The following is a 21374-nucleotide window of genomic DNA, read 5'->3' as shown; positions in this document are numbered from 1 at the left end:
GCAGAGCGGCGGCGGCTTCGTAGACTCGCCGGATGAAGATCATCAACGCCTTGATCGTCGACGGTACGGGAGCCCAGCCGAGGTCGGGCGAGGTGATCGTCGAGGGCGAGTCGATCACCGCGGTCGAACCGCCGGGCACCGTGCCGCCGGACGCCGCGGACGTGATCGACGCCGGCGGGCGGGTGGTCTGCCCCGGTTTCATCGACGCCCATTCGCACGCCGACAACGCGCCGGTGCTGGCCGAGGACGACCTGTCCAAGATCAGCCAGGGCGTGACGACCGAGATCGTCGGCAACTGCGGCTCGTCGCTGGCGCCGATCCGTGCCGGCGACGACGCGTCGTTCGCCCAGGGACCGGGACGGCTGTTCGGGATCGAGCCGGGCGGCTGGCACAGCAGCGCCGAGTGGTTCGCCGCGATCGACGCCGCGGGCAGCGTCACCAACGTCTGCCCGCTGGTCGGCCACGGCACCCTGCGCCAGGCGGTGATCGGGCCGACCGCCGCCGTACCGACCGAAGATGATCTTGCGGCGATGGGCGATCTGCTCGACGAGGCGCTGGCGGCCGGCGCGTTCGGGCTGTCCACCGGGCTGATCTACCCGCCGGGACGGTACGCCGACACCGCGGAGGTGATCGCGCTGGCCCGCCGGCTGCCCGCCGACCGGGTGTACGCCAGCCACATCCGCAACGAGAGCGCCGGGCTGCTGGACGCGATCGACGAGGCGGTCCGGATCGGGCGCGAGGCGGGCTGCCGGGTCCAGGTCTCCCACCTCAAAGCGGCCGGCCGGGCCAACTGGGGTCTGGTGGAGCCGGCCCTGGAGCGGCTGGACGCGGCGCGCGCGTCCGGGTTGCCGGTCACCCAGGACCAGTATCCCTACATCGCCTCCTCGACCGGCCTCACCTCGAGCCTGTCCGGCTGGCTGCTCGACGCCGGGCCGGCAGAGGCGCTGCGCCGGTTGCGCGACCCGGACGCGCTGGAGCGGTTGCGGGCCGAGGCCGACCCGAATTACGACCGGATCATGATCTCCTCCACCCGCAGCCACGCCTACGAGGGCCGCCGGATCCCGGAGCTCGCCGACGAACTGGGCCTGGACCCGCTCCAGACCGTGGTCCGGATCCTGCTCGAGGAGGAGCTGCACGTGACCACCGTCCTGTTCACGATGAGCGAGGACGACGTGGCGACCGTGCTCCGCTCCCCGTACACGGCGATCGGGTCGGACGGGCTGCCGCCCGGCCTCGGCGGCACTCCGCACCCCCGCCTGTACGGGACCTTCCCGCGCGTCCTCGGCGAGTACGTCCGGCGGCGCAAGATCATCGATCTGGCCGAGGCGGTCCGCCGGATGACGTCGCTGCCGGCGGCGATCTTCGGCGTGCCCGGCCGCGGCACGCTCGCCCGCGGCGCGGTCGCGGACCTGGTCTGCCTCGACCCGGACGTTGTTGATCATGAAGGCAGCTACTCCGATCCGGACGTGCCGCCGGTCGGGATCGGCTGGGTGATGCAGCGCGGCCGGGTCGTGATCAAGGACGGTGTCTGGGGCGGCAGCCGGCACGGCCTGCGGCTGACGCCGGCCTGATCACCGCGGTCAGGCCTGTTGGAAGCACCAGAGGTGGTGCTCATGATCAAGAGCGAGGTACTCGCGGGCTCCGTGCTGGGTGGTCAGCGGCCGGACGATTCTCGCGCCCGCGTCCCGGGCCTGCGCGTAGTGGGCGTCGAGGTCGGCCACCTCGACGGTCGTCATCGACGACGGGTCCCGCGCCGGGTCGGGCGGGCTGAGGCCGGGGCGCGGCCAGTGCAGCCGGATGTTGCCCATCGGCCCGGTGACCTCGGCGTAACCGACGTGGCCGTCGCCGTCGCGGGCGATCACGCCCGGGCCGAAGCCGAACATGTGGATCAAGGTCCGGTACGCCAGCTCGACGTCGGCGTAGACCAGCAGCACCACCGGCTGCGACGCGATCGGATTCGGGGTCACCCAGTTGATCAACTCGCGGAGCCGGCGCGGATCCCGGGACAGCTCGTCGATCGACGCGTCCTGCAGCCGGCGGCCGAACTCGACGGTGTCCATCAGCACCGACTCGAGATCGCGGCGCTGCTGGTCGATCAGGGCAGCGACGTCGATCCGGTCCCGGTCCAGCACCTCCTTGATCGCGGCCAGGGAGAGACCGGCGCGGCGCAGGACGACGATGTACATCAGCCGGCGGACGTCCGCGGGCGCGTACAGCCGATGGCCGCCGGCGCTGCGAGCGGCCGGGTCGAGCAGGCCGATCTGGTGGTAGTGGTGCAGCGTGCGCACGGTCAGGCCGGTGGCCTGGCTGAGCTCGCCGACCCGCCAGTACGGTCGCTCGGTCTCCGCCACGCGTCAGTCGCCGACCGGCGTGAGCAGCTCGACCGTCAGGCCGCCCGGGCCGCGGACGTAGGCGGAGTAGGTGCCGAAGTCGGTCCGGCCCGGCCCCCAGCCCACCTCGCCGCCGTGGTCGACGGCCGCTTGGGCCGCGGCGTCCACGTCGGCGACCTGGAGTTGGATCAGCAGGCCGCCGTGCGGCGGCGTGTCGATCATCGCGCCGCGCATGATCGACAAGTTGACCGACGGGCCCTTCACCTGGACGAACCCGTCCTCGCCCTCGACCGCGAGGCCGACCGCCGAGAGGAACGTGGCGGCCCGGTCGACGTCGTCGTTGGTTTCCATGATCACGGAGAGTCCGAAGACTGTTGCGGTGTTCATGCAGGCACCGTAGAACATGACGTTACGTCGGGTTCAAGCCCGCAACCTGATCCTCGAGGTCCAGCGCTCCGCGGTTGGCCAGCACGACCGCGAACGGCGTGCCCTCCCGGGTCCGGTCGGTCAGCAACGAGAGCAGCCGGGCCGCGTCGCGCGGTTCGGGCAGCGCGAACCGGCTCCAGTCGGCGATGATCAGCGCCGTCGGCTCGATCAGGTCGGTCAGGCAGTCCCAGAGGGCGTCCAGGTTGCGGCCGAAGTAGCGCGGCAGCCCGAGCGCATCGGCGACCTGGTCGTAGAAGCCCTCCAGGTCGTCGAACGCGCCGACCTCGGCCACCTGCCAACCCGCCGCCGCGGTCCGCTCCGACAACGCGAACTCGCCCGGTCCAGCGCGATACACCCCCGGCCGCCGGCCGCCGTCCAGCAATCCCGCCAGGTCATCGATCATGATCGGATCCTCGAGAACGACGTGTAGTGATCACCGGTGTAGTAGAAGATCCGGTCCCGGTCGCCGGTGACGATCCGGCGCGCGCCGCGATCGTCCTCGCCCGGTGTCGGCACCGTGTATTCGCGATAGTAGCCGCGCGGCCGGTCCGGCAGCAGACCCTCCCGGTTGCCGAACGTCGACCCGTCCTTCCGGTACGGGAACGGACCGCCCGCCTTGATCAACTCGAGCGTCCGAGCCGCCTCGGGCGGAAGTTGATCAAGCTCGACGACGACCAGCCCGGACTCCGGGTCGCGGGCCCCCGGACCCGCCTCCGGCTCGGTCACCGTACCGACGGAGCAGCCGACCAGCAATGCGACGGCAACCAGCAGCCCGACGATCACCCCGGTCAGCCCCGCTCGACCGCCCAGCGTCACCAATCCGGCCCCGACCAGCCCAGACCGGCCGGCGAGCGTCACCGGTCCGGCCCCGACCAGGCCGCGGCGGCGATCGTGTATGCCTCCATGGCCGGGTCGTCGCGCCAGGCCTGCCGCAGTCGCTCCGACAACCGCCGCGCCGCCGCCTCCGGGTCGTCGGCTTCGGTGATCGCGCGCACCACGGCGACCCGCCGGGCGCCGGCCTCGATGACCTCGTCTATCGTGTCCGGCCCGATCCCGCCGATCGCGAACCAGGGCTTGCTGTCCGGCTCGGCGACCGGCGCCAATCGCGCGGCATAGCGGACCAGGTCGAGCCCCACCGCCGGCTGGTCCGGCACGGTCGGCGTCGCGTACACGGGCCCGACGCTGACGTAATCCACGTCCTCGTCGGCGACCGTGGCATCGAGCGCCTGCGGCGTGTGCGCGGTCCGGCCGAGCAGGGCGTACCGGTGCAGCTTGCGGCGCGCGACCCGGCTCGCCCCGTCGTCCGGGCCGAGGTGCAGCAGGTCACCGTCGAACCGGGCGGCCAGGTCGGCCGAACCGTGCGCCACCACCAGCGCCTGGTGCATCCTCGCGGCGGCACGACAGGTCTCCAGCGCGGCCAGCTCCTGGTCCGGATCCAGGCCCGGCTGCCACAACTGCACGATGTCGACTCCGCCGCGCAGCGCCGCGGCCAGGAATTCGGCCAGGTCGCCGGACCGAGTGCGCGCGTCCGTACACAGATACAACCGGGCCAGTCGCAATCGGGCGCCGAGGCCCAGCAGAGCGGTCATCCGGTCAGATTAGTGTCTTTCATCCCATAAGCCGCTCCGGCACGATGACGATCGGCACCGAGAACATTGCGGCGAACTCGGCGGCGGAGTCGAACAGGGCCCCGATCCGCTCCGCGTACTTCACCGTGAACGCCGGCACCTGGTCGGCCGGCGGCACGGCGGGGTCGATCCGGGCCTTCCCCTCGATCCGGATCACGTCCCGGCCGATGTCGGTCACGTCGAGGACCAGGCTCACCCTCGGGTTCTGCTCGAGGGCGGCCAGCTTGTGCTTCCCAGGCCGGGTGTAGACGAGGACGGTCCCGTCGTCGCGGTGCAGGAACCAGACCGGGACACTGTGCGGTTGGCCGCGCCGGTCCACGGTGGTCAGCCAGGCGATCAGGTTGCTCGCCAGCCGCCCCCGGACGCGCTCCAGCCGCTCCGGATCCAGGTCGACCCCACTGTCCAGGGCACTCGTCTTCGTCACGACGGAGACGTTAGACCGGACCACTGACACCGTCCTCCGAGTCGGCGGGCCGGCACGGATTCGTACCGACATTCGACACCCGTTTGCGGCACTCGGCAGACTGGCTCGTGCTTGACAGCAACAATGAGGTCGGAGGACGGTCTTGGGTTCGGGGGAACCGCACGGTGGACAAGGTGACGGAGCGATTCGGTACGGAAGCGGCGTGCCGGAGCTTCATTCGACCCGACCCCTTCTAGACTCCGGTGCAGGCCAACACGGCCACTTCCCCACCGTGTTTGGAGCAAGCGTGACCATGACGAGCATCAGCGACCCCTTGGTGGGTCTCGTGCTCGACGGGCGCTACCGGATCACCCGTCGACTCGCCCGCGGTGGCATGGCCACCGTGTACGAAGCCGTCGACGCCCGGCTGACCCGGACCGTCGCCGTGAAGGTGATGCACGTCGGCCTCGGTGACGACGCGGAGTTCGCCCGGAAGTTCGACCGGGAGGCCCGCGCCGCGGCCCGGCTGTCCCATCCGCAGGTGGTCGCGGTGTTCGACCAGGGCGCCGACGACATCGGCGGTCAGGGCCGGCGCCCGTACATCGTGATGGAGTACGTCGAGGGCCAGACCCTGCGCGACGTGATCGGCCGCGACGGTGCGATGCCGCCGCTGCGGGCGCTCGACCTGATCGAGCCGGTGGTCCGGGCCGTCGCCGCCGCCCACGACGCGGGCCTGGTGCACCGCGACATCAAGCCGGAGAACGTACTGATCTCCGACCAGGGCCAGATCAAGGTGGCCGACTTCGGGCTGGCGAAGGCGATCACCTCGCAGACCTCGACCGCCACCCAGGGCGTTCTGATCGGTACGGTCTCCTACCTCCCGCCGGAGCTCGTGGTGACCGGCAAGGCCGACGCCCGCTCGGACGTCTACAGCCTCGGCGTGGTCCTGTTCGAGCTGCTCACCGGCCGCAAGCCGCACACCGGCGAGACGCCGATCCAGGTCGCGTACGCCCACGTCCACAACGACGTCCCGGCGCCGTCCGGCTACCGGACCGTCGCGCCGATCCCGCCCTACCTGGACGCCCTGGTGGCCCGGATGTCGGCGCGCCGACCGGAGTTCCGGCCGCACGATGCGCGGGTGCTGCTGGCCCACATCCACCGGGTCCAGGGGGCGCTGCGGGACGGGCTGCCGGACGACCCGCAGCTGACCGCCGACCTGGCGCTGCCCAGCAATCCGGGCGGCATCCAGGCCGTTCCCGGCAACGAGCTGACCCAGCCGATCCACAACCTCGGTGACCTGGTGCCCGGAGCGGCACCGGCCGCCGGCCCGGCGGGGTTCGCCCCGTCGATCGAATTCGTCGAGGTGCCGCCGGCGACCCCGGTCTCGCCGAGCCCGGCTCCGCCGACGCTGGTCTCCCCGGCCGTACTGAACGACCAGCCGGTCCGTCCGGTCCGGTCGCCGGCCAGCCCGGAGTATCGCCGGGCCCGGACGCCGCGCACGCCGTCGGTGTTCGACGCCGGCCCGCCGACGCTGCCACAGCCGGCGGTCCAGGAGACGACCCGGACCACGGGCGGACCGGGTCCGTCCGCGCTGGCCCAGCAGCGCCGGGCCGCCCGACGGCGCCGGCGCGGCATCGTGATCCTGCTGCTCGTGCTGGCCCTCACCACGGGCGTCGCGGTGACCGCTTGGTACCTGGTCGAGGGCCGGTTCACCACCGCCCCGGACCTGACCCGGATGACCAAGGACCAGGCCACCCGGGCCGTCCAGAACGCCGGGCTGGCCGCCGCATTCGGCGAGACCTACTCCGAGGACGTACCGAAAGGGCAGGTGGTCTCGACCGACCCGGAGAAGGGCAGCCGGATCCTCGACGGCAGCGAGCTGACCGTCCTGCTGTCCCGCGGTCCGGAGCGGTATGCGATGCCGAAGATCATCGGGCTGAGCGAGGAGAAGGCCCGGATGGCGCTGATCGAGGCCAACCTGGCGATCGGCGAGGTGGCGGGCCGCTGGGACGAGAAGGCCGACGTCGGCATCGTCCTCGAGGCGTCCGAGAAGAAGGGCGCCGCACTGAAGAAGCAGACCCCGATCGACCTCGTCGTGTCGAAGGGCCCGAAGCCGATCAAGATCGAGAACTTCACGGGTGATTCGGCGAAGAAGGCCGAGCGGGAACTGTCGGACGACGGGTTCAAGGTCAAGATCGTCTCCGAGCACTCCGACACGGTCGCCGAGGGCTTGGTGATCAAGCAGTCGCCCGATTCCGGCAGCGGCCACAAGGGCGATTCGATCACCCTGACCAAGTCCCTCGGCCCGATCCTGGTCACCGTGCCCAACGTGGTGAGGCTGCCCGAAGACCAGGCCCGCCAAATCATGCGAGATGCGGGGTTCGAGGTAGTCGTCAAGCCCGCTCCGATCAACTTCCTTAACCTTGGCTACGTCGCCTACACCGACCCGAAGGAACGCAGCAAGGCACCCAAGGGATCCACGATCACCCTGTACCTGATCTAAAACCCGCCGACCGGTCAGAAAAGCAGGCGTTCTGGCGGCGTGTCGCTGCGGAAGTGACTGGTCGGCGGGGGTGGCGCGGGGCCGAGGGCAGTTGAGCGGTGCGGCGGCGCGGGTTGGCGGTGCGGCGGTGCCCGGGTAGTTGGGCGGCGCGGCTGCGCAGGTTGGCGGCGCGGCTGCGCACGTTGGCGGCGCGGCTGCGCAGGTTGGTGCGCCAGCGCCGTGGTGTGGTGCCGGTGCGCCAGCGCCGGAGAGTGGTTGGCGGAGCGTGGCGCAGGTTAGCGGTGCGGCGGCGCCGGGATGGTTGGCGGTACGAGCGGGCCTCGGGATGGTTGGCGGTAGCGCCGGCCCGGGATGGATGACGGCACGGCAGCCGAGGATGGCTGGGCGGGTAAAGCGGCGCCGGGGATGGTTGGCCGTACAGCGGCGCCGGGGATGGCTGGGCGGGTAAGCGGCGCCGGGATGGCTGGCGATACCGGGGATGGCCGGCGATACCGGGGATGGCCGGCGATGCGGCAGCGCCGGAGATGGCTGGGCGATACCGGGGATGGCTGGCGATGCGGCGGCGCCGACAGCATGGGCCGAGCCTGCGCGACCGAACCAGGCTGCCGGGCGCGCCGTCGGTGTCGCGAACGTCCCCCGCTCTGGCCGGTTCGGGCCGAATCCCGCAGGTTGCGCCCACAGCGAGGCGCATCCGCGACAAGGCTGCCCGATTCCGGACGGCGATCAGCCACCAGCACGCTCGCGCTCCGGCCGGGAGCGCGAGTGACACGAATCTGGCTTGCAACCTGTCGCGGAAGCCGAGAAATCGGTTACGCACGGCGTTGCGTTGCAGATTTGTGTCACTCGTCCGGAGTGGGTGAAGCCCGCGCGGCCACGACGGATGCTGCGGTCGCGGATGCCGGAGATCCGACGAGCGGCAGCGCCGCCGATCGAGCGCCCGAGGCGTTCCGCTTGGAATCCCGGACCCGCTGCTCGCCACCGAACGGTGGCACAGAACGCGGCCGGGGCGAACGGCCGCGGACCGGACGAGCAACCCCAGACACGACAAGCAACCCCAGACACGACGAGCAACCCGGACGGGGCGAGCGATCGCGGCCGCTGGTGAGCCGAAGATCGGCTGAGCCGCCTCTCGACAGACTGGGCGCGGCGCCGGAGGCTCCTCGTTCGTGCTCGCGACCGTTCCTCGCAGCCGTCACTCGCCCTCCGATCGCGGTGCGAGGCAGTCGCGAATGCCTCCGCGGCGGCACCGGGACGTGCTGGCCGAGTCGGGTCGGGACCTTAGGCTGTCCAGGTGAAGCGGGGCGGACGAGGGACGACGCTCGCGTTCGTCGCCCTGATCGCGATGACGGCGGCTTGGGGTTCGACGTTCTTCATGATCGGCGACATCGTCACCCGGATCCCGGTGCCGGATCTGCTCGCCGTTCGGTTCGGGATCGCCGCGCTCGCGCTGATCTTGCTGGCCGCGCCGACGATCGGCCGGCCGAACGGGCTCCGGGTGGATCGCCGCATCCTGCGGGACGGCGCCCTGCTCGGTCTGCTCTACGGCGGCGCCCAACTGCTGCAGACGTTCGGGCTGGCGCATACGGCGGCCAGTGTGTCCGGCTTCATCACCGGGCTCTACGTGGTCGCGACGCCGCTGCTCGGCGCACTGATCCTGCGTACCCGGATCAGCCCGCTGACCTGGGTCGCGGTCGGGCTGGCGACGGCCGGGCTCGGCATCCTGTCCCTCAACGCCACTGCGAATGGACTCGGTCCGGTCGGGTACGGGGAGCTGCTCACGCTCGCCTCCGCCGTCGTCTACGCGGGTCACATCCTCGCGCTGAGCCGGCTCAGCAAGCCCGGCGACGCGCTTGGGCTGACCGCGGTCCAGTTGGTGGTGATCACCGTCCTCTGCACGAGCTTCGCGCTGCCCGGCGGCATCCAGCTGCCGGCCACCGGCACCGACTGGGCGATCGTTCTCTACATCGCCGTGGTGGCCGGTTCGCTGACGATGCTGCTGCAGACCTGGGCGCAGGCCCGGATCGAGCCGACCCGGGCCGCGGTGATCATGGCCGGCGAGCCGATCTGGGCCGCCGGGTTCGCGGTCGCCTTGGGCGGCGAGTCGATCACCTGGCGGATGCTGGCCGGCGGCTTCGCCATCGTCGCGGCGATGTACCTGACCGAACTCGCACCCCGCCTGCGCCGTCGCGGCACGACTCCGCGGACCGAGGCGGAGCCGGCCGTGACCGAACGGACCTGAACCGCCCTCAGACGGCGCGGACGTGGAAGATCGCCAGCCGCGCGTTGTGCGAGTCGACGTTCATGTCGATGATCTTGGTGGCGTTCAGGGTGATCTGAACGTTCCCGTTCCTGCCGGGCAACCAGTGCAGCCGGTCGATCCCCGTACCGAACGCCTTCTGTTCCGCCGACAGGTCCGACGCCGTGCCGAAGTCCCGGCGGTTCGTGTCGGCGCCCCAGATCACCAGCCGATTCGCCTCGTGGTGGAAGCGGGACCGGGCCCGGTGGACGTCCCGCATCAGCCACCACTCGTCCTGGAGGTCCGTGCGCTGGTCGCCGTTGAACGCGTTCGCGATGTAATGGGTGTTGAGCACCGCGAACTCGAGGTTCACATGGTCCTGGTGCCGGACGATGACCTCGGTGAGCCAGCGTTCCGGGGACCACCCGGAGACGCCGCGGTGTGCGAAATAGGCCTGCTGGGACACGACGACCCACGGCCGGCCGACGCAGATCGGGACCCGGAACGCCCTGGCGTCGCGCAGGAAAGCCTTGGTGTAGAGCGGTCCGAAGTAGTGGTCGATCATGGCCTCTTCGCCGCTGTCGCCCTCGCTGATCTCCTGGAAGCAGACCAGCGGCCGGTTCGTGCCGTCGGCGTTGCGTACCGCATCGAAGGCCGCGTCCCGGGCGGCGAGGTTGTTCCGGCCGATGTTCGCCGTGATCACCGGCAGCCGGTACCAGTCGGTCGCCGCCGAGGCCGTACTCGTGCCCGCGACGGTGCCGGCGAGCGCGCCGCCCCCGATCGCAAGTGCCCTGCGCCTGCTCACCCTGCTGCTCATGATCGGACTCCCGTCAGTCGAGTGGTGGGACGACACTAGAAGCATCATGACGTGACCCCTGCCGAGGTCGATGGGCCCGCCACCAATCCGGTCAAGATCGTCCAAGCGGGATCGCCGCGCGCAGGCCGGCCGGCGCATTCGCTATCGTCACAGCGGTGTTTCCGACCGAACAGGCCTCCCGATGAACGAACCGTTGCTGATCGTCCTGACCGTGCTGCTGGTGATCGGCGTCGCGATCGCGACCGTGTTCATCGTCCGTCGGCAGCGCTGGAAGGGCCGGGTCCGCGAACTCGGCTGGACCTTCGAGTCGTCGCCCTCGCTGGCGCCGGTGCTGCCGCTGGCCAATCCGCCGTTCGACCTCGGCTTCGACCGCCGGACCGACGAGTTGATCACCGGGCGCACCGCGTCCGGCCGGCCGTTCGCGGTGTTCGACTACAGCTATGGAGGTACGGGCGAGCGACGGCTGGCCCTGGTCAAGCTGCCGATGCCGTTGCCCGAGCTCTACCTGACCGCAAGCGGGCCGCGGGCCGGCGTCACCGAGCCGCCGATCGACCTCGGGCCGGGCGTCCCGTTCCAGGTGCTCGGTGCCGACCCCGGCTACGCCCGCGCGGTGGTCACGCCCGGCCTGGTCCAGGCCGTCGATCGGCTGGGCCGGCCGCCGGGCGCGGAACCGCAGCCGATCGATCTCAGCGTCGACGGCGACAACCTGGTCTCCAGCGGCGCGCCGAAGGACCCGGACGAACTGCGCGGTTACCTGGACCGGCTGGACGCGGTCGCCGCCACCTTCGACCCGGCCGCCCTCGCCCCGTACCGGATCGTGCCCAAGCCGCCCCGGCTCGGCTTCCACGGCACCGACTGGACCCTGGTCGGCACCGACAATTCGCTGATCGACCGGTTCCAGGGGCTGCGCCCGTTCGGCCAGGGCCACGGCTGGAGCACGTCGAACGTGATCGTCGGCACCGCCCGCGGCACGGTGCCGCTGGTCGCCTTCGTCTACCACTGGAAGACCACCCACACCCGTACGGTCTCCGACGGCAAGGGCGGCACCCGGACCGAGAGGTACACCCGGTCGCACCAGCAGCCGATCATGGCGCTGAACCTGCCGGTGCACACCCCGTCGCTGACGATCGCCTCCGACGGCGCGTTCAGCGGACTGTTCGGGAGCGGCTCGATCGACTTCGAGAGCTCGGCGTTCAACGACCTGTTCGACGTGACCAGTGATCATCCGAAGTTCGCCCACGACGTGGTGCACCCGCGGATGATGGAATTCCTGATCTGGGCCAAGCCGCCGCAGTTGATCATGACCCGCGGGATGTTGATCACCTACCCCGGGGTGCATGATCCGACCGCGGTGTCCCGGCTGGCCGACCTGATGACCTCGTTCCTGGGCCGGATCCCGGAGTTCGTCTGGGATGATCTCGGAGCCGCGCCGCCGGTGCCCGCTCCCCCGGCCGGACCTGATGCCGCGGCTGACCCGATGCTTCGCTAGTCTCGCGCCTCGGATCGCCCGCCGGAGTCGCCGTCGCGGTCCCGACGACCAGACGAGCAAGGAGAATCCATGATCCGCAAGCTGTCGATCACCCTGGCCGGCGCCGTGGCGGCGTCCGCGCTGCTGCTGTCCGGCTGTGGCGGCTCCGGCGCCGCCGAGACCGGCCAGCCGCCGGCGGCACAGCCGTCCAGCCAGGCCCCGGCGAGCAGCTCCGCGCCCAACGAAAGCAGTGCGCCCAGCGAAAGCAGCGCCCCGAGCGAGGACAGCGGGGACAGCGGCGGCGCCAAGCCGGCCAAGGCGGAGACCGTGACCGGCTTTGCGAAGTACTGGGAGTCGAACGGTCTGCCGAAGGACAAGGCGGAGAAGCTCGCCACCTGCATCGTCGACGCGATGTACGACACGGCCAAGCCCAAGACCATGATCGCGTTCAAGGACGGCGAGCCGACCAAGATGGATGCGAGCGACGCGTCCGCGTTCTCCAAGGCCTCCGGGGATTGCACGAAGGCCATCGCCTGATCCAGGCGGCTTCGCCTGATCAGATCGCAGCGACGGCCTCGGCGACCGGCGTCGGCCCGGTGATCAACTCCAGCTGACGCCGGACGCCGTGGCCCGTGATCAACAACTCGGTGATCACGGCCGCGACGTCGGCACGCGGCACCTGGCCGCGCTCGGTTTGCTCGGCCAGCGTGACCAGGCCGGAGCCCGGCTCGTCGGTCAGCCCGCCGGGCCGGACGATCGTCCAGTCCAGGTCCCGGCCGCGCAGGTCCGCGTCGGCCTCGCTCTTGGCCTTCAGGTAGATCTGGAAGACGTCGTCGGACTCCGCATCGAAGTCGTCGGTACGGTGCGCCGAGATCATCACGTACCGGCGGATGCCGGCCCGTTCGGCCGCCTCGGCGAGCAGGATCGCCCCGTCCCGGTCGACCGTCAGCTTGCGGGCCGCACCGCTGCCCGGCCCGGCGCCGGCCGCGAACACCACCGCATCAGCGCCGGCGAGGTCCCGGCCCAGTTCGTCCGGGCCGATCGCCTCCAGGTCGAGCACCAACGGAATGCCGCCGAGCGCGACCAGGTCGGCGGACTGCTCCGATTTGCGGATGATCCCGATCGCCTCGTGACCCGCCGCGGCGAGCCTTTCGATCATGATCAGGGCGATCTTGCCGTGCCCGCCGGCGATGACGATCCGCATGGTTTCCTCCCGCTCAGAACGTGTGTGGCTGATGATCCCGAAGATCGGTGACCGCGGTCTCGGTCATCTCGGCGATCCGGCCCGCGACCAGCCCGCGGCCCCGGTCGTTGAGCAACTCGTCGTGGATCGGGAACGCCTGCGCCGCGCCGACCGCGCGGACGAAGTCGACGGTCTCCTTCATCGCCGCCCATGGCCCGTAGGCCGGCATCGCCAGCACGTCGATCCCTTCCGGCGCCGTCGCGTACGAGTCGCCGGGATGGAACAGGGTCGGCTCGCCCTCGGCCCGCAGCACCAGGCCGATGTTGCCGATCCGCGGGATGTCCCGGTGGATCTCGGCGTGCTGCCCGCCGACCGTCTCCACCGTCACGTCACCGATCGTCAGGGTCGTGCCGACCGGCGCCGCCGTCAGCCGGTCGGCGAAGGGCAGCGCGGCCTCGGTGATCGACGGCTCGACGTGCACGGCCGCGCCCGGGTTCGCCGCCAGCAGGTCCGCCGCCGCGGCCGGATCGAGGTGATCGGGATGGACGTGGGTGACCAGCACCGCGTCCAGATCGGTCAGGCCGTGCCAGGCCGGCTCGAAGTTGCCCGGGTCGATCAGGATCCGGGTCCGTTCGGTCTCGACCAGGACGGCCGCGTGCCCAAGGTGACTGATCTTCATGATCGCCACGGTACGCCACCCGGACCGATTCAGCCGGTCGGGGCGGCGGCTCGCGTACGCCAGCGATCAAGGTCGGCCGACCAGGCCTCGGCCGCGGCCAGCAGCTCGGCCAGCAGCTCCGGCTGATCGTCGGACCGGTCCTCGCGCTCGGCCGGATCTGTCTCGAGATCGAACACCAGCCGCCCCGGCACCGACGGCGTGCCGAGCCGTTCGCTCGGGTCGATCACCAGCTTCCAGCGCCCGCGCCGGACCGCCAGCTGGCTCTCGTACGCCCAGCACAGGGTCCGCTCCCCCGCCCGACCGTCCCGCAGCAGCGGACCAAGATCAACTCCGTCCGCGTCGTCGACCGGGTGGCCGGCCGCGGCGAGCACGGTCGGCAGCACGTCCATCATGATCGCCGGCTCGTCGCACACCACGCCCTGCGGCAGGCCGCCCGGCCACGACCAGATCCCCGGCACCCGGATCCCGCCCTCGAACAGGGATCCCTTGTGCCCGCGCAGCCCGCCGGCCGACCCGCCCGGATAGGCGATCTCCTCACCGCCGAGCCAGTTCCGCTCCTCCGCGGACGGCCCGTTGTCGGACGAGAAGACGATGATCGTGTCGTCCAGCCGCCCGGTCCGTCGCAGCGCCTTGACGATCCGGCCGACCCCGTCGTCGACCCGGCTGATCATGGCCGCCATCACCTGCCGTTCCCAGGGCAGGTGGGCGAACCGGGCCATCGCGTCCGCCGGTGCGTGCATCGGATAGTGCGGCGCGTTGTAGGAGACGTAACAGAAGAAGGGATCCCGGACCGCTTCGAGGAAGCCGACCGCCTCGTCGGTGATCACGTCGGTCAGGTACTCGCCGTTGCGCCAGACCTCGGTATCGTCCTCCCAGAGATCGTGCAGCGGGTGCCGATGGCCCCAGTACATGATGTGCGAGTAGTAGTCGACGCAGCCCGCCCGGAAACCGAAGTGCCGGCCGAACCCGCGCCGGTGCGGTGCCGAACCTGGTTCGACGCCGAGGTGCCACTTGCCGAAGATCGCCGTCTCGTAGCCGAGTTCGCCGAGCCGGGACGCCAGCGTCGGCTGGTCCGGCAACCCGGTCACCGTCCGCGCCACGCCCAAGATCGACTCGACGCCCGCGTGCGCCGGGTGCAGGCCGGTCAACAGCGACGCCCGGGACGGCGAGCAGACCGGGGAGTTCGAGTACCACTGGGTGAACCGGACGCCGCGCTCGGCCAGCGCGTCCAGGTGCGGCGTCTCAACGTCCATACTGCCGTAACAACCGAGGTCGCCCCAACCAAGATCATCGGTGTAGATGATCACGACGTTCGGTCCGCTCACGGTGCGCCCTCCTGATCTTGATGCGATGGTACGCGACGGAAAAGAGGTCGCCATCGAGCACCCCGGCGCGCCAGACTGTCCCGGCATGGGCCACGTCGAGGTGTCAGGGATCGACTACCGACTCCCCGACGGGCGGCGGCTGCTCGCGGAGGTCGGATTTCGGGTCGGCGACGGCGCCAACGTGGCGCTGGTCGGGGCGAACGGCTGCGGCAAGACGACCCTGCTCAAGATCATCGCCGGCGACCTGGAGCCCGATGCGGGTGCGGTCACGACCAGCGGCGGGCTCGGCGTGATGCGCCAGTTCGTCGGGTCGGGCACCGAGACCGTACGGGAGCTGCTGTTGTCGGTGTCCCCGCCGCGACTCCAAGCCGCCGCGGCCGCGGTGGACCGGGCCGAACTGGCCGCCATGGAGCGCGACGACGAGGCCACCCAGCTCGGCTACGCGACGGCGCTCGCCGAGTGGTCCGACGCCGGCGGCTACCAGGCCGAGGTGCTCTGGGACATCTGCTGTACGGAGGCGTTCGGCGTCCCGTACGACCGGGCGAAGTATCGCGAGCTGGGCACCCTGTCCGGCGGCGAGCAGAAGCGGCTGGTGCTGCGGGTGCTGCTGCGCAACCCCGACCAGGTGCTGGTGCTGGACGAGCCCGACAACTACCTCGACGTGCCGACCAAGCGCTGGCTCGAGCAGCAGCTCAACGAGACCCCCAAGACCGTGTTGTACGTCAGCCACGACCGCGAGCTGTTGGCCAACACGGCCGATCAGATCGTCACACTGGAGGGCGGCGCGGCCGGCAACACGGCCTGGACGCACGGCGGCGGCTTCGCGACCTATCACCAGGCGAGGGTCGACCGGCACGAGCGGTACGCCGAGCTGGGCCGCCGCTGGGAGGAGCACCGGGCCCGGCTGGCCGACCTGGTCCAGACGCTGCGGCTGGCCAAGTCGCCGAAGGTCCAGGCCGCCGTGACCCGGCTCCGTCGCCATGAGGCGGTTCGGCCGCCGGAACCGCCGCGCCAGCAGAGCCTGCGGATGCGGCTGCCCGGCGGGCGGACCGGAGTGCGCGCGCTGACCTGCACCGGGCTGTCACTGACCGGCCTGACCGAACCGTTCGATCTCGAGGTGTTCTACGGCGAGCGGGTCGCCGTGCTGGGCGGCAACGGAACCGGCAAGAGCCACTTCCTGCGACTGCTTGGCGGCTGGCCGGAGCCGGACGCGGTCGCCAACAGCGGGACCTGGAAGCTCGGCGCGCGGGTGCTGCCCGGCCACTTCTCGCAGACGCACGAGCACCCCGAACTCGCCGGCCGGACCCTGCTCGAGATCCTCTGGACCGACTGCTCGCTGCGCTCCGAGGAGGCGGCCCGGGTGCTCAACCGGTACGAGCTCGTCGCCGCCCGCGAGCAGACCTTCGACACCCTGTCCGGCGGCCAGCAGGCCCGGTTCCAGATCCTGCTGCTCGAACTGTCCGGCGCGACCATGCTGCTGCTCGACGAGCCGACCGACAATCTCGACGTCGCCTCGGCCGACGCCCTGCAGGCGGCCCTGGACGAGTTCGACGGCACCGTACTCGCGGTCACCCACGACCGCTGGTTCGTCCGCGGCTTCGACCGCTACCTCCAGTTCGGCCGCGACGGCCGGGTCCTCGAAACCCCCGAGCCGGTCTGGACCTGAGCCGGCTCCACCGGTCGCGTGGGTCGACGGCGCGGCCGGGTGCTGTCGTTTCTCCTCAGTTCAACTGATAAAGCGCTTCAGCGCCTTCCAGCGTTCGAGTTGAGGAGTTCTCGCGACACCGGGCTCAGGGCGCAGAGGTCGGGACGGCGAGCAGGGTGCCGATGATCTTGCCGGCGGCCGCGCAGGAGGCGGCGTCGACGTCGAGGTGGGTGACGGCGCGGAGCATCCGGGCACCGAGCACGGAGACCCGGACGCCCTGGGCCGCGGCCGCGGCGGCGATCGGACCGGCCGGTCTGTCGCCGGTGTCGATGATCACGATGTTGGTCTCGACGGCGTCCGGATCCACCGCTTCCGGTACGTTCTCGGCCACCGCCTCGGCGAACGTCCGCGCCGCCGCATGATCATCCGCGAGCCGGTCCACGTGATGATCAAGGGCATGCAGCGCAGCCGCGGCCAGCACACCAGCCTGCCGCCAGCCGGCGCCGAGCCGCTTCCGCAGCACCCGGGCCCGCTCGATCCGGTCCGCGTCGGCCACCAGCACCGAACCCACCGGCGCCCCCAGTCCCTTGGAGAAGCAGACGCTCACGGTGTCGCACAGCCGCCCGTAGTCGATCAAGGGGGTGCCGGTCGCGACGTGCGCGTTCCACAGCCGGGCGCCGTCCAGGTGCAGTCCGAGACCATGATCACGACAGAGCTCCGACACGGCCTGGAGTTGATCAAGACTCTGCACCGTACCGCCGCCGAAGTTGTGCGTGTTCTCCACCGCCACGGCCGCGGTGGAGACGAGGTACGGCCCGGCGGAGGGCGAGATGATCTTGGCCACCTCGGCCACGTCGATCCGGCCCCGGTCGGACGGGAACGTTCGCATGGTGAGCCCGCCGAGCGCGCCGTGGGCACCCATCTCGGCCCGGGCGATGTGCGCCTCGACGTCGCAGACGACCTCCTGGCCCGGTTCGACCAGCAACCGTACGCCGAGCAGGTTGGCCAGCGACCCCGTCGCGCAGAACAGCCCCGCCTGGTGTCCGAGCAGCTCGGCGACCCGCCGCTCCAGCGCAATCACCGAAGGGTCCTCGCCGTACACGTCGTCGCCGACCTCGGCCATGATCATGGCCTGCCGCATCGCCTCGGTCGGCCGGGTCACCGTGTCCGAACGAAGATCAACGATCATGCTGGCTCAGATCACTCGTCGGCTTGGAAGGCCTGCACCGGGTTCGGTCGCTTGATCCGGCCGGTGGTCAGCCGCTCGGCGACCAGGAACGCCAGTTCCAACGACTGGTTCCGGTTCAGCCGCGGGTCGCACAACGTCTCGTACCGGTTGGCCAGGTCGGCCTCGACCAAGTCGTCGCCGCCGCCCAGGCACTCGGTGACGTCGTCGCCGGTCAGCTCGACGTGCACACCGCCGGGCCAGGTGCCGAGCTCCTCGTGGACGTCGAAGAAGCCGTTCAACTCGTCGATCACGTCCGCGAACGCCCGGGTCTTGTAGCCGTTGGCCGACTCGAACGTGTTGCCGTGCATCGGGTCGCAGACCCAGGTCACCAGCCGGCCGCTGGCGGTCACCTTCTCCACCACGTCGGGCAGGACGTCCCTGATCTTGCCCGCGCCCATCCGGGTGATGAACGTGATCCGGCCCGGCTCCTGCTCCGGGTCGAGCCGGTCGGCCAGCTGCAGCGCGGTGTCCGCGGTCGTGGTCGGGCCGAGCTTGACGCCGAGCGGGTTGCGGACGTGCCGGAGCAGCTCGACGTGCGCGCCGTCCAGCTGCCGGGTCCGTTCGCCGATCCAGAGGAAATGCCCCGACACGTCGTACGGCAGCTGGGTGCGGGAGTCGATCCGGGTCAGCGCGTGCTCGTACTCCAGGCTCAGGGCCTCGTGACTGGAGTAGAAGTCGACGGTCCGGAACTCCTCGTCGTCGATGCCGCAGGCCACCATGAACGCGAGCGCCCGGTCGATCTCGTCGGCCAGGTTCTGGTAGCGGACGCCGGCCGCTGACGTCTTGACGAAGTTGGCGTTCCAGCTGTGCACGCTGCGCAGGTGCGCGAACCCGCCGGTGACGAACGCACGGGTCAGGTTCAGCGTCGCGGCCGAAGCGTTGTAGGTGTCCAGCAGCCGGCGCGGGTCGTGCATCCGGGACTCCGGTGTGAACGCGAACCCGTTGACCGAGTCGCCGCGGTAGGCCGGCAGTGTGACGCCGTCGCGGGTCTCGGTGTCGGAGCTGCGCGGCTTGGTGTACTGCCCGGCCATCCGGCCGACCTTGACGATCGGCACCTGCGCCGCGTACGTCAGCACCACGGCCATCGACAGCAGCGTGCGCAGCTTGCCCTGGATGTTGGCCGCGGTGACCCCGGCGAACGTCTCGGCGCAGTCGCCGCCCTGCAGCAGGAACGCCTCGCCCGCCGCCGCGCTGGCCAGCTTCGCCCGCAGGTCGTCGCACTCGCCGGCGAACACCAGCGGCGGCAGCGCACGCAGCCGGGCCACGACCTCGGCGACCTGCTCCGCGTCGGGATAACTCGGCTGTTGCAGCGGCTTCAGGGCATGCAGTGAGTCGAGCGAGGGAAGGGTTACGGACACGGAGCTACTGTAGACGCTCCAGCACGGCGGGAAGGACGGCGACCATGGCAGGACAGGCGGCCTTTGTCCGGGAGTTCCTCCGGGAACGAGCGATGATCCTGATCAACGGCCGGCTGCGCGGCGACCCGCTGGCCCTGCTGCACCTGGACGAGGGCCGGATCGACCCGTACCCCCTCTATGAGCGGATCCGGGCGGCAGGCCCGCTGACCCTGACCAGGCTCGGGGTGTTCACGACGGCCGACCACGCGGTCTGTGACCAGGTGCTCCGCGACCGCCGGTTCGGCGTCGGCGGCCGGGTCGTCGACGACACCGCAGAGCTGTCCTTCCTGGAGATGAACCCGCCGGACCACACCCGGCTGCGCCGATTCGCGGCGCCGACGTTCGGCCCGCGCGCGATCGCCGGCTTCGACGGCACCATCACGGCGGTGGTACGGCGGCTGCTGGACCGGCTGCCGACCGGCCGGCCGTTCGACCTGGTGGCCGATTTCGCCGCACCGATGCCAATCGCGGTGATCACCGAGCTGCTCGGCATCCCGGACGCCGACGCCGAGGAGTTCTCCCGGTACGGAACCGTGTTCGGCAGTGCCCTCGGCGGACTCCAGTCGCTCCGGCACGTGGGCCAGCTGATGGAGGCCAAGCAGCAGCTGGCGCGGATCTTCACCCGACTGTTCGACCTGAAGCGGGCCGAGCCGGGCGACGACGTGATCAGCCGGCTCGTCGCGGCGGAGGGCGACAAGGTGAGGCCCGAGGAGATGGTGCCGCTGTGCACCCTGCTGCTGATCGCCGGCTTCGAGACAACGGTCAACCTGATCGGCAACACAACCTTGGCCCTGCTCAAGCATCCCGAGGCCTGGCACCGGGTCGCCGCCGATCCTGATCTTGCGGCGGCGGCGATCGAGGAGACCCTGCGCTACGACGCCCCGGTGCAACGGACCGGTCGCGGAGCGATGGAGGACGTCGAGATCGCCGGCCGGATCGTCCGCAAGGGCGAATACGTGGTGACCCTCCTCGGCGGCGCCAACCGGGATCCGAAGGTGTTCGACCGGCCGGCCCGATTCGATCTTGATCGGCCCAACGCCAATGATCATCTCGGTTTCTCCAGCGGCATCCACTACTGCGTCGGAGCACCGCTGGCCAAGCTCGAGGCCCGGATCGCGATCCAGGAGATCACCCAGCGGTTCGGCAACCTGGCCATGATCAAACCCGGCGTGCGGCGCCCCGGCAGCCTGATCCGAGGCCTGTCCAGCTTCCCCGTCGTCGGCTACCCGATCCTCGCCCGAGCCTGATCACGTCCCGGGGGCGGCCAAGGAGAACGGGTGGCCCTCCGGGTCCGCGAAGAAGTCCAGGCCCGTCTGGCGGGACGTGAGTCGGGTCGCTCCCAGCGTCAGTGCCAGTTCCTCGGTCCCTCGATGATCATCGGTTTCGAGTTCCAGGTACGCCTGGCGCGGCCGCCTGGGGTCCTGCCAGCAAGGTGCGTTCCCGGCGGCCGCGGCAAAGGACAGGCCCGGCGGCCGGCCGTCGGCTCGCCTGATGATCACCCAACCGGGCGATTCCTCGACCCGATCGCGCAGCCCGAGCAGGTCGGCGTAGAACGACGCGAGATCGGGCGCGGAGACGAAGCAGTCGATGACTGCGTGCGGTTCGACTGGGGCCTCATCTCCGGCTCGTGGCGCGGCGCACAGGCAGAACGGGTGCCCCGCCGGATCGGCATAGACCGGACAACCGCCGCCCCGATGGGGAAGGCGCGTCGCACCAAGATCGAGCACCCGCTCATGCCACCATGGTGAGAACCAGGCCGGCTCAGTGTCATCCCTCCCCTTGACGCGGTCGTCGTCGAAGGCCGGAATGTCGAGATGCACCTGCTGTGGGTAGGCGGGATCCGGCCAGGTCGGTCGGCGATGATCAGGTACGGTCACGAAGGCCAGCCGGGTCCGGCCATGATCATGACCGATCTCCACCCGCTCGGCGGTGTCGACGAACCTCACCGGCAGGCTCATGATCTCGGAGTAGAACGCGGCGAGGCTCCGAGCGTCGGGACAGTCGAACGTGATCGCACGGATCCGCGCCGTCTCGTCTCCTGATCGCTCCACCTCACCACCTTTCCTGTCGCTCTACCTGAGAAACTTCTCTGGTAAAGCGACAGTT

20 protein-coding genes are annotated in these 21374 nt (G+C 70.7%); 7 read left to right on the top strand and 13 right to left on the bottom strand.

All coding sequences use genetic code 11. From position 1 onward, the window contains the following. Nucleotides 1–32: 32 nt before the first annotated feature. Nucleotides 33–1571 (top strand): N-acyl-D-amino-acid deacylase family protein, encoded by a 1539-nt coding sequence (locus BKA15_RS30535; RefSeq protein WP_179757439.1) that lies wholly within the window; start codon nt 33–35, stop codon nt 1569–1571. 9 nt (nt 1572–1580) lie between these two features. On the opposite strand, the gene BKA15_RS30530 is transcribed toward BKA15_RS30535, so the two are convergent. Genes BKA15_RS30530 through BKA15_RS30505 form a run of 6 tightly spaced genes read right to left on the bottom strand, consistent with a single transcriptional unit; the run spans nt 1581 to nt 4808 of the window. Then, nucleotides 1581–2351: a VOC family protein gene (locus BKA15_RS30530; RefSeq protein WP_179757437.1), complete on the bottom strand. Its 771-nt coding sequence runs from the start codon at nt 2349–2351 to the stop codon at nt 1581–1583. 3 nt (nt 2352–2354) lie between these two features. Continuing rightward, on the bottom strand, nt 2355–2717 hold the full coding sequence (locus tag BKA15_RS30525) for a VOC family protein (protein ID WP_179757435.1): 363 nt from the start codon (nt 2715–2717) through the stop codon (nt 2355–2357). 22 nt (nt 2718–2739) lie between these two features. Next, the gene (locus BKA15_RS30520; RefSeq protein WP_179757432.1) at nt 2740–3159 is read right to left on the bottom strand and encodes a barstar family protein; all 420 of its coding nucleotides are present in this window, start codon (nt 3157–3159) and stop codon (nt 2740–2742) included. Beyond that, complete coding sequence (locus BKA15_RS30515) at nt 3156–3614, bottom strand: guanyl-specific ribonuclease (RefSeq protein WP_312879547.1); 459 nt, start codon at nt 3612–3614, stop codon at nt 3156–3158. Before BKA15_RS30515 ends, BKA15_RS30520 begins: the two co-directional genes overlap by 4 nt. Further along, nucleotides 3611–4345, bottom strand: coding sequence for a thiamine phosphate synthase (thiE, locus tag BKA15_RS30510; RefSeq protein ID WP_179757430.1), 735 nt, complete (start codon nt 4343–4345; stop codon nt 3611–3613). The genes BKA15_RS30515 and thiE overlap by 4 nt, the downstream gene beginning before the upstream one ends. Before the next feature lie 19 nt (nt 4346–4364). After that, nucleotides 4365–4808 (bottom strand): TIGR03667 family PPOX class F420-dependent oxidoreductase, encoded by a 444-nt coding sequence (locus tag BKA15_RS30505; protein WP_179757428.1) that lies wholly within the window; start codon nt 4806–4808, stop codon nt 4365–4367. A gap of 292 nt (nt 4809–5100) precedes the next feature. Here BKA15_RS30505 and BKA15_RS30500 point away from each other — a divergent pair, with 292 nt between their 5' ends. Together BKA15_RS30500 and BKA15_RS30495 are read left to right on the top strand one after the other, a co-directional pair. Then, nucleotides 5101–7290 carry a Stk1 family PASTA domain-containing Ser/Thr kinase gene (locus BKA15_RS30500; protein ID WP_246323346.1) on the top strand — a complete coding sequence of 730 codons (2190 nt, stop codon included), beginning with the start codon at nt 5101–5103 and terminating at the stop codon, nt 7288–7290. A gap of 1291 nt (nt 7291–8581) precedes the next feature. Then, nucleotides 8582–9529 (top strand): DMT family transporter, encoded by a 948-nt coding sequence (locus tag BKA15_RS30495; RefSeq protein ID WP_312879546.1) that lies wholly within the window; start codon nt 8582–8584, stop codon nt 9527–9529. Between the two features lie 7 nt (nt 9530–9536). On the opposite strand, the gene BKA15_RS30490 is transcribed toward BKA15_RS30495, so the two are convergent. Next, the gene (locus BKA15_RS30490; RefSeq protein ID WP_179757424.1) at nt 9537–10343 is read right to left on the bottom strand and encodes a hypothetical protein; all 807 of its coding nucleotides are present in this window, start codon (nt 10341–10343) and stop codon (nt 9537–9539) included. 181 nt (nt 10344–10524) lie between these two features. Between BKA15_RS30490 and BKA15_RS30485 the strand changes: the two genes are divergently transcribed. Beyond that, a complete protein-coding gene (locus BKA15_RS30485) occupies nt 10525–11832 on the top strand; it encodes a hypothetical protein (RefSeq protein ID WP_179757422.1) in 1308 nt (435 codons plus the stop codon). 69 nt (nt 11833–11901) lie between these two features. After that, nucleotides 11902–12348 (top strand): hypothetical protein, encoded by a 447-nt coding sequence (locus BKA15_RS30480; protein ID WP_179757420.1) that lies wholly within the window; start codon nt 11902–11904, stop codon nt 12346–12348. A gap of 19 nt (nt 12349–12367) precedes the next feature. Here the strand turns inward: BKA15_RS30480 and BKA15_RS30475 are convergent, their stop codons facing one another. Genes BKA15_RS30475 through BKA15_RS30465 form a run of 3 tightly spaced genes read right to left on the bottom strand, consistent with a single transcriptional unit; the run spans nt 12368 to nt 14998 of the window. Then, complete coding sequence (locus BKA15_RS30475; protein WP_179757418.1) at nt 12368–13015, bottom strand: SDR family oxidoreductase; 648 nt, start codon at nt 13013–13015, stop codon at nt 12368–12370. Nucleotides 13016–13028: 13 nt separating this feature from the next. After that, a complete protein-coding gene (locus BKA15_RS30470; protein WP_179757416.1) occupies nt 13029–13673 on the bottom strand; it encodes an MBL fold metallo-hydrolase in 645 nt (214 codons plus the stop codon). Between the two features lie 29 nt (nt 13674–13702). Next, nucleotides 13703–14998 (bottom strand): sulfatase-like hydrolase/transferase, encoded by a 1296-nt coding sequence (locus BKA15_RS30465; protein ID WP_218871646.1) that lies wholly within the window; start codon nt 14996–14998, stop codon nt 13703–13705. Between the two features lie 85 nt (nt 14999–15083). Between BKA15_RS30465 and BKA15_RS30460 the strand changes: the two genes are divergently transcribed. Then, nucleotides 15084–16664, top strand: a complete 1581-nt coding sequence (locus tag BKA15_RS30460) for an ABC-F family ATP-binding cassette domain-containing protein (protein ID WP_179757412.1) — start codon at nt 15084–15086, stop codon at nt 16662–16664. Between the two features lie 124 nt (nt 16665–16788). On the opposite strand, the gene BKA15_RS30455 is transcribed toward BKA15_RS30460, so the two are convergent. Beyond that, nucleotides 16789–17832, bottom strand: a complete 1044-nt coding sequence (locus tag BKA15_RS30455; protein ID WP_218871645.1) for a threonine aldolase family protein — start codon at nt 17830–17832, stop codon at nt 16789–16791. An 11-nt stretch (nt 17833–17843) separates the two neighbouring features. After that, entirely contained in the window at nt 17844–19229 is a 1386-nt protein-coding gene (locus tag BKA15_RS30450; RefSeq protein ID WP_179757410.1) for a class II 3-deoxy-7-phosphoheptulonate synthase, read from the bottom strand. A 44-nt stretch (nt 19230–19273) separates the two neighbouring features. On the opposite strand from BKA15_RS30450, the gene BKA15_RS30445 reads away from it, so the two are divergent. Continuing rightward, complete coding sequence (locus tag BKA15_RS30445; protein ID WP_179757408.1) at nt 19274–20515, top strand: cytochrome P450; 1242 nt, start codon at nt 19274–19276, stop codon at nt 20513–20515. Here BKA15_RS30445 and BKA15_RS37090 read toward each other — a convergent pair whose 3' ends face one another. Further along, nucleotides 20516–21319: a VOC family protein gene (locus BKA15_RS37090; RefSeq protein WP_179757406.1), complete on the bottom strand. Its 804-nt coding sequence runs from the start codon at nt 21317–21319 to the stop codon at nt 20516–20518. Nucleotides 21320–21374: the final 55 nt, after the last annotated feature.

Source organism: Microlunatus parietis (genome assembly GCF_013407955.1).
Lineage (GTDB): Bacteria > Actinomycetota > Actinomycetes > Propionibacteriales > Propionibacteriaceae > Microlunatus > Microlunatus parietis.
This window is presented reverse-complemented; position numbering and strand designations above follow the sequence as displayed.

Excerpts from the sequence above, each read along its gene's own strand:
- BKA15_RS30535 (WP_179757439.1), top strand. The coding sequence starts at position 33 with ATGAAGATCATCAACGCCTTGATCGTCGACGGTACGGGAGCCCAGCCG.
- BKA15_RS30525 (WP_179757435.1), bottom strand. The coding sequence starts at position 2,717 with ATGAACACCGCAACAGTCTTCGGACTCTCCGTGATCATGGAAACCAAC.
- BKA15_RS30520 (WP_179757432.1), bottom strand. The coding sequence starts at position 3,159 with ATGATCGATGACCTGGCGGGATTGCTGGACGGCGGCCGGCGGCCGGGG.
- thiE (WP_179757430.1), bottom strand. The coding sequence starts at position 4,345 with ATGACCGCTCTGCTGGGCCTCGGCGCCCGATTGCGACTGGCCCGGTTG.
- BKA15_RS30500 (WP_246323346.1), top strand. The coding sequence starts at position 5,101 with ATGACGAGCATCAGCGACCCCTTGGTGGGTCTCGTGCTCGACGGGCGC.
- BKA15_RS30490 (WP_179757424.1), bottom strand. The coding sequence starts at position 10,343 with ATGAGCAGCAGGGTGAGCAGGCGCAGGGCACTTGCGATCGGGGGCGGC.
- BKA15_RS30485 (WP_179757422.1), top strand. The coding sequence starts at position 10,525 with ATGAACGAACCGTTGCTGATCGTCCTGACCGTGCTGCTGGTGATCGGC.
- BKA15_RS30480 (WP_179757420.1), top strand. The coding sequence starts at position 11,902 with ATGATCCGCAAGCTGTCGATCACCCTGGCCGGCGCCGTGGCGGCGTCC.
- BKA15_RS30475 (WP_179757418.1), bottom strand. The coding sequence starts at position 13,015 with ATGCGGATCGTCATCGCCGGCGGGCACGGCAAGATCGCCCTGATCATG.
- BKA15_RS30470 (WP_179757416.1), bottom strand. The coding sequence starts at position 13,673 with ATGAAGATCAGTCACCTTGGGCACGCGGCCGTCCTGGTCGAGACCGAA.
- BKA15_RS30460 (WP_179757412.1), top strand. The coding sequence starts at position 15,084 with ATGGGCCACGTCGAGGTGTCAGGGATCGACTACCGACTCCCCGACGGG.
- BKA15_RS30455 (WP_218871645.1), bottom strand. The coding sequence starts at position 17,832 with ATGATCGTTGATCTTCGTTCGGACACGGTGACCCGGCCGACCGAGGCG.
- BKA15_RS30445 (WP_179757408.1), top strand. The coding sequence starts at position 19,274 with ATGGCAGGACAGGCGGCCTTTGTCCGGGAGTTCCTCCGGGAACGAGCG.